Consider the following 6,182-nt stretch of genomic DNA (forward strand, 5'->3'; position numbering starts at 1 on the left):
GCCCGGCTCAGGCTCAGACGGCCAGCAGTTTCCAGGCGGCGATCAGCAGCACCACCGCCAGCAGGCGGCGGATCCAGGGCGACGAGAAGCGGCGGCTGCCGCCGTAAGCCCCCAGCGTGCCGCCGACCAGCACCACCACAGCCAGCGGCGCGAGAGCCCCAGGATCCGGCAGGGCGGCGACGCCCTGGCGCAGCACCAGGCCGGCCAAGCCTGCGATCGAATTCACCAGGATGAAGGCCACCGAGACGGCGGCCGCCTGCTTGGGGAGCAGCCAGGAGCGCAGGATCATCCAGGGGGTCAGGAAGATTCCACCGCCGGTGCCCGTGAGCCCCGCCAGCAGGCCCAGGGTTCCGCCGGTGAGGGCCACGACCTGGCGGCGGGGCACCTGCATCGCCTGCGGATCGCTCGGCGTCCTATGGGCGGCCAGCCGCCAGGCGGAGAACAGCAGCACCGCTCCGATCAACTGCCGCAACAGAGTGGCTGGCAAGGCAATGGCGCCACCGATCAGCGCCGCGGGCACCGACGCCAGGGCCAGGGGCACAAAGACATCCCGGCGGAAGTGGCCGGCAGCGACGAACTGCAGCGTGCCGACGCTTGCCACCAGCACGTTCAGCACCAGGGCGATCGCGCGGATCTCGGGGGCCGGCAGCCCCGCCAGGGCCAGGACGGCGATGTAGCCGGAGGCGCCGGCGTGGCCCACCGAGGCATAGAGAAAGGCCACCGCCGCCAGGGCGATCAGCAGGGGCATAGGAAGATGGCCTCCGATCTCAGGGGCCGGGCAGGGATGCTGCGATGAAGTTCAAGGATTACTACGCCACCCTGGAGGTGGAGCGCAGCGCCAGCGCCGAGGAGATCAAGAAGGCCTACCGAAAACTGGCGCGGAAATACCACCCCGATGTGGCCAAGGAGGCGGGCGCCGAAGACAAGTTCAAGGAGATCAGCGAGGCCTACCAGACCCTCTCCGATCCAGAGAAGCGCCAGGCCTACGACGACCTCGGCCGCCATGGCCCCGGCGAGGAGTTCCATCCCTCCCCGGAATGGGACAGCCGCTTCTCGCGCGGCGGTCAGCAGGAGGTGGACCTGGCCGACCTGTTCGAGCGGATGGGCTTCGGCGGTGGCGGCTTCGGTGGTGGCGGCCCCCGGCGCCAGGCGGCCGACTTCCCGCTCCGCGGCCAGGACGTGGAGGTGGCGACCGAGCTGACGCTGGAGCAGGCCACCCGCGGCACGGAGGTGTCGTTCTCGCTCAGCGTTCCGATCCTGGGGGCCGACGGCCGCGTCCAGAAGCAGAGCCGCAGCGGCCGCATCCGGGTGCCCCGCGGGGTGGTGGAGGGGGAGCGGCTGCGGGTGCCGGGCAAGGGGGGCGATGGCATCGCCGGCGGTGCCTCCGGGGATCTGTATCTGGTGGTCCGGCTGGCGCCCCATCCCCGCTTCCGGGCCGTGGGCCACGACCTCTACCTGGAGCTGCCGATCGCCCCCTGGGAGGCGGCCCTGGGGGCCGAGATCAGCGTGCCCAGCCTCGATGGCCCGGTGGCGGTGAGCCTGAAGCCGGGGATGCGCAGCGGCCAGAAGTTGCGCCTGGCCGGCAAGGGCCTGCCCCAGCGGCGCGACGGGGCGGGCGATCTCTACGGTGTGATTCAGATCGTGCTGCCCGAAAAGATCGGTGAACGGGAGCAGGCGCTGTACCGCGACCTCGCCGAAGCCTCGTCGTTCCACCCCCGCCACCACCTCGAAGGACCCACCACCGATGGCTGACGATCTGCTGATCCCCGACGACGACGACGCCTGCACCGTGGCCCTCGAGGAGTTGCTGGCCGCCTCGGGGCTGGGCCACGAGGAGGTGATCGAACTGGTCCAGTTCGGGGTCTTCCGCTGCGCCACCAACGCGCCGGTGTGGACCTTCCACGTCCATACGGTGACCCTGGCCCGCCGCGCCGCCCGCCTCCGCGACGACTTCGGCCTCAATGTGTCCGGGATGGCCCTGGCCCTCACCTACCTGGAGCGGATCGAGGCCCTCGAGGGGCGGCTGCGGGAGCTGGAATCGCAGTTGCCGCGGTGAGGGTTGGCCCCAACGGGCGCGTCTACAACCCCACCTTGCGGCGGCCCCAGGCCATACCGGCCGCATAGCCGCTCGCCGGCAACAGCAGCCCTGGGTTCAGGGGGATCTGCACCACCAAGGCGATGCCCACCAGCCAGGGCAGGAGCAGCAGGCTGCCGAAGGCCAGCTGGCTGAAGCGGGAGCGGCGCGCCAGGCGGCCCGAGCCCTGCACCAGCCGGGGCACGCCCTTGCCCAGGCCGTAGCCCAGCAGCACGGTGACAACGGTGAGCAGAATCGCGCCCATGGTGGAAAGGCAAGCACCTGGATTCTGCTGCCAGGGAGGAACGACTCGACGGCCTGACCCTCTGGATCGGGCCCGGCGGGGTTGGCTGGAGCTGCCGTGAAGAGACAGCAGCGCCACGTCCACCCACAGGCAGGCTGTCTTCCCTGAAGGCCTCGGCTGCCGGCTGGACCCATGGCCACTGGGACTGATCTGGACTGGGCGGGTTGCCCTGCCGTGGAGCACGATCCACGGCGTGTCAGTGGTGCCTGGGTGTTTCGCGGCTCACGGATTCCGGTGGCGGCCCTGTTCGAAAATCTGGAAGACGGCGTTTCCCTTGAGGAGTTCGTCGAGCTCTTTCCTGGCGTCAGCGTCGCGCAGGCCCGGCTGGTTCTTGCGCCTGTCGCCCGGAGCACGGCTGCGACGGTGGTCTGAAGTGCGGATCCTGTTTGATCAGGGGACACCGGTTCCCCTGCGGCGGTATCTGGAAGGCCACGGCCTACGAGCTGGGCTGGTCGACCGTCACCCATGGCGAGTTGATCCGGCTGGCGGAGCAGGAGGGTTACGAGCTGCTGATGACGACCGATACCAACCTTCGGTATCAGCAGAACCTCCAGGAGCGCAGCATCGCGATCCTTGTCCTGACCACCACCAGCTGGCCAAGGATTCGACTGGCCACGGAAGCCATCCAGGCTGCTGTTGCGGCTACTCGCAGACGGGCACGTACGGCACCGCGAGCGTGGCGATCGCGCTCTGAGTGGCAAACGCACCGAGCACCTGCTTGCCGCCCCGGTTCACCGTGACGAACCGCCCGGCGAAGGTCTCGTCGTAGACCGAGGTGGCGGACAGGCCGGCGGCGCGGGCGCGCTTGAGCAGGTCGCCCACGGTGCCGCCGGGAATGGCGACGCCGAACGTCGTCCGCACACCGGCCGAGAAGGCGAAGACCCGCAACGTTCCCCGGTCGAATTGGGCCGTGCCGACGATTCCGGCCGGCGCCTTGGGCCCTTTGAGCTTGTAGACGACAGGCAGCGGCGGCCCGCCGAGCTCACAACCGGGGCCCGGAGCGGAGAGCCAGCCGGTGGCGACGGCTTCGGCGCGGCTCATGCCGAGACGCAACGGGCCGATCCCGTCGAGGCGGAGCACCGGGCTTGATCCGCGTCCATCTGCCCATGCCGATCCGGCCGCCAGCAGCAGGATGGCCCCCATGGCCCCAAGCCGTGCAGCACGACGCAGCGCGTGGCCGATCCGGCGTGTCATGGTCTGACTGTATGGGCACCAGTTCCGCTCCCCGCCTGATCGACGGACCCGACGACGCGCCGGCCACCGTGCTGCTGGCCCATGGGGCCGGGGCACCGATGGACAGCCCCTTCATGGCGGCGATCGCCGCCGGACTGGCCGCGGTGGGCTGGCGGGTGGTGCGCTTCGAGTTTGGCTACATGGCCCGGATGCGCGAGACGGGCCGCCGCCAGGGACCCGAGCGGATGCCGGTGCTGCAGGAGGCGTTCCGCCAGCAGGTGCGGCTGGAGACGGGCGAGAGCCCGCAGCGGCCGCTGTTCATCGGCGGCAAGTCGATGGGCGGGCGGGTGGCCAGCCTGCTGGTGGATGAATTGGCCGCCAGCGACGGGGTGCGGGGCTGCCTGTGCCTGGGCTATCCCTTCCATCCGCCCGGCAAGCCGCTGCAGCTGCGCACCGAACACCTGGCCGCCTTGAGTACGCCCAGCCTGATCCTGCAGGGGGAGCGGGACACGTTCGGGCGGCGGGAGGAGGTGGAGACCTACAGCCTGTCGCCAGCGGTGCAGTTGGGCTGGATCCCCAGCGGCGACCACAGCTTCAAGCCCACGCGGAGTTCTGGGCTGAGCGAGGCGGAGAACTGGGCGGCGGCGGTGGCGTTGAGCGATCAGTTCATGCAGGAGCTGTTGTTCCGCTGAGCTTCACAGCCGAATTGCCCAACAGCTACCTGGAGCGACCAGAGACCCATCTACGGGGTTGAACCGGCAATCCACTGTGAAGCTGGTGGGGTCACTCACTGCGCAGCGTCATGGAACAGGTGGTGAGCGAGTGGGTGCAGGGAGTTGGGGTGGAGAGTGGGGAAGCAGACCTGAACTAAGCATTGCCACGGCTGAGATCCTCATCACCATCATGGACAACCAGCCGGGGACAGATGGGGATAGGCCCTATGTGCTGTTCGTGAATCAGAGCGAGTACGGCAAGGCCCGCTTCCTGCGCACCAACGTGCTCTCGTCCAGGGCGGACCTCAAGAAGGACACGGCCCTGCGCTTTAGGCAGGAGGTGAAACGCCTCCCCGCTGCCTTAGGGCCGGAAGATGCCGAACAGCAGGTTGGCCCTGTTCAACTTTGGCAACCAGCTGTTGATCGCAGGGTCTCGGGAAGCTGCGGCGGGTGATCGAGGCCCAGCCCCATGGATCCCTGGCCGCTACGGCAAGTGATCTGGGCTTGGAAGTCCGGTTGCCCTGAGCTGGGGTAGATCGATGGGCACTGAAAAAGCTCCCGTATCCTCAAGACCCTGCCCGGCGAGCCCGATCGCCAAGATCACGTCGCTGACCGTTCCATGGACGACCAACGCCTGAGCGTCTACGCAGAACTGATCATCAAGCTGCTGAAGTGCCCCAGCGGGGAGGAGAACACGATCCTCAACGCCCACCCAGAGCTGCTGGATGAGGGATTAGTAGCGGCGATGCAGCACTATTCGGAAACGTTGCGGCAGCAGGGGAATTCCGATGCAGCCGCGTTTCTGGAGAATCTTGCCCAACAAATTGCGAAGTTCATCAGGCAGGACGATTCGCCGCAGGAGCCCCCATCAGCAGAGAGGCAGCAGGCCTATGTGGATCTGATCCAGCTTCTGCTGGCGTGCCAAGCGGGAGAAGAGCAACGGATCCTGGGGGCACACAGCGAACTCCTGGACCAGGGTTTAGTGAGCATGTGTGAGCAGGTGGCCCATAGGCTGGTGGAGCAGAACAACCAGCAATGGGCTGCCTGGTTGCGCAACTTTGCCGCCCAACTGGCGAATGGTGTAACCGCCGCCAAAACTAGCCACTCGAATGAGCAAGAAGCATTTTTGATGCAGTTATTGCAGACGGTTGCAGACAGCAATGGCGATCCGGCGAGCGTGCTCTCGCTCCTCAGCGCTCATTTGTCGCTGCTGAACACTGACCTGGCAGCCCTGTTGAGCGACTGGTTTCCAGGTGCAATCGAACAGGCAGATGAAGGCCAGCGACAGGCCCTGGCCGCCGTTCTTGACAACCTTGGATCTTTACTGCAGGAGTATCAACTTGGTAGTTCGCGATCCAATCTGCTGATCGCCATCGAAGCCTATACCAATGCCTTGCGGGTCTACACAGAAGCCGAGCTACCGCAAGCCTGGGCCATCACAAACGTTAATCTCGGCATCGTCTACAGCAAGCTTGCCCCGTTCTCAGAGAATCCGAAACAACAGATCGAGAACGCCATCGAGGCCTATACCAATGCCTTGCGGGTCTTCACAGAAGCCGAGCTGCCGGAAGACTGGGCCGACACAACCAATAATCTCGGCTCCGCCTACAGCAGTCTTGCCCCGTTCTCAGAGAATCCAAAACAACAGATCGAAAACGCCATCAAGGCCTATACCAATGCCTTGCGGATCAGAACAGAAGCCGAGCTGCCGCAAGCCTGGGCCACCACAACCAAGAATCTCGGCTCCGCCTACAGCATTCTTGCCCCGTTCTCAGAGAATCCGAAACAACAGATCGAGAACGCCATCGAGGCCTATACCAATGCCTTGCGGGTCTTCACAGAAGCCGAGCTGCCGCAAGCCTGGGCCGACACAATCAATAATCTCGGCAGCGCCTACAGTAAACTTGCCCCGTTTACA

Annotated in this window: 9 protein-coding genes; 6 read left to right on the plus strand and 3 right to left on the minus strand. The window is 66.4% G+C overall.

The window, feature by feature from the left end; translation table 11 throughout:
• Positions 1-13: 13 nt before the first annotated feature.
• The gene (locus KQ305_RS03440; RefSeq protein WP_259724038.1) at positions 14-748 is read right to left on the minus strand and encodes a sulfite exporter TauE/SafE family protein; all 735 of its coding nucleotides are present in this window, start codon (positions 746-748) and stop codon (positions 14-16) included.
• Between the two features lie 44 nt (positions 749-792).
• Here KQ305_RS03440 and KQ305_RS03445 point away from each other — a divergent pair, with 44 nt between their 5' ends.
• On the plus strand, positions 793-1,752 hold the full coding sequence (locus tag KQ305_RS03445) for a DnaJ C-terminal domain-containing protein (RefSeq protein ID WP_259724039.1): 960 nt from the start codon (positions 793-795) through the stop codon (positions 1,750-1,752).
• Complete coding sequence (locus tag KQ305_RS03450; RefSeq protein ID WP_259724040.1) at positions 1,745-2,056, plus strand: chaperone modulator CbpM; 312 nt, start codon at positions 1,745-1,747, stop codon at positions 2,054-2,056. Before KQ305_RS03445 ends, KQ305_RS03450 begins: the two co-directional genes overlap by 8 nt.
• A 22-nt stretch (positions 2,057-2,078) precedes the next feature.
• On the opposite strand, the gene KQ305_RS03455 is transcribed toward KQ305_RS03450, so the two are convergent.
• The gene (locus tag KQ305_RS03455) at positions 2,079-2,339 is read right to left on the minus strand and encodes a hypothetical protein (protein ID WP_259724041.1); all 261 of its coding nucleotides are present in this window, start codon (positions 2,337-2,339) and stop codon (positions 2,079-2,081) included.
• A gap of 171 nt (positions 2,340-2,510) precedes the next feature.
• On the opposite strand from KQ305_RS03455, the gene KQ305_RS03460 reads away from it, so the two are divergent.
• A complete protein-coding gene (locus KQ305_RS03460) occupies positions 2,511-2,750 on the plus strand; it encodes a DUF433 domain-containing protein (RefSeq protein ID WP_259724042.1) in 240 nt (79 codons plus the stop codon).
• A 270-nt stretch (positions 2,751-3,020) separates the two neighbouring features.
• Here the strand turns inward: KQ305_RS03460 and KQ305_RS03465 are convergent, their stop codons facing one another.
• Positions 3,021-3,572 carry a hypothetical protein gene (locus KQ305_RS03465; protein WP_259724043.1) on the minus strand — a complete coding sequence of 184 codons (552 nt, stop codon included), beginning with the start codon at positions 3,570-3,572 and terminating at the stop codon, positions 3,021-3,023.
• 11 nt (positions 3,573-3,583) lie between these two features.
• Between KQ305_RS03465 and KQ305_RS03470 the strand changes: the two genes are divergently transcribed.
• From KQ305_RS03470 to KQ305_RS03480, 3 genes are all read left to right on the plus strand, one after another.
• Complete coding sequence (locus KQ305_RS03470) at positions 3,584-4,243, plus strand: alpha/beta family hydrolase (RefSeq protein WP_259724044.1); 660 nt, start codon at positions 3,584-3,586, stop codon at positions 4,241-4,243.
• 211 nt (positions 4,244-4,454) lie between these two features.
• Positions 4,455-4,718 carry a hypothetical protein gene (locus KQ305_RS03475; RefSeq protein WP_259724045.1) on the plus strand — a complete coding sequence of 88 codons (264 nt, stop codon included), beginning with the start codon at positions 4,455-4,457 and terminating at the stop codon, positions 4,716-4,718.
• 165 nt (positions 4,719-4,883) lie between these two features.
• Positions 4,884-6,182, plus strand: a 1,299-nt coding sequence (locus KQ305_RS03480) for a hypothetical protein (protein ID WP_399230468.1), incomplete at its 3' end; no start/stop codon positions are given.

It is taken from the genome of Synechococcus sp. CS-1332, assembly GCF_025127995.1.
Lineage (GTDB): Bacteria > Cyanobacteriota > Cyanobacteriia > PCC-6307 > Cyanobiaceae > Cyanobium.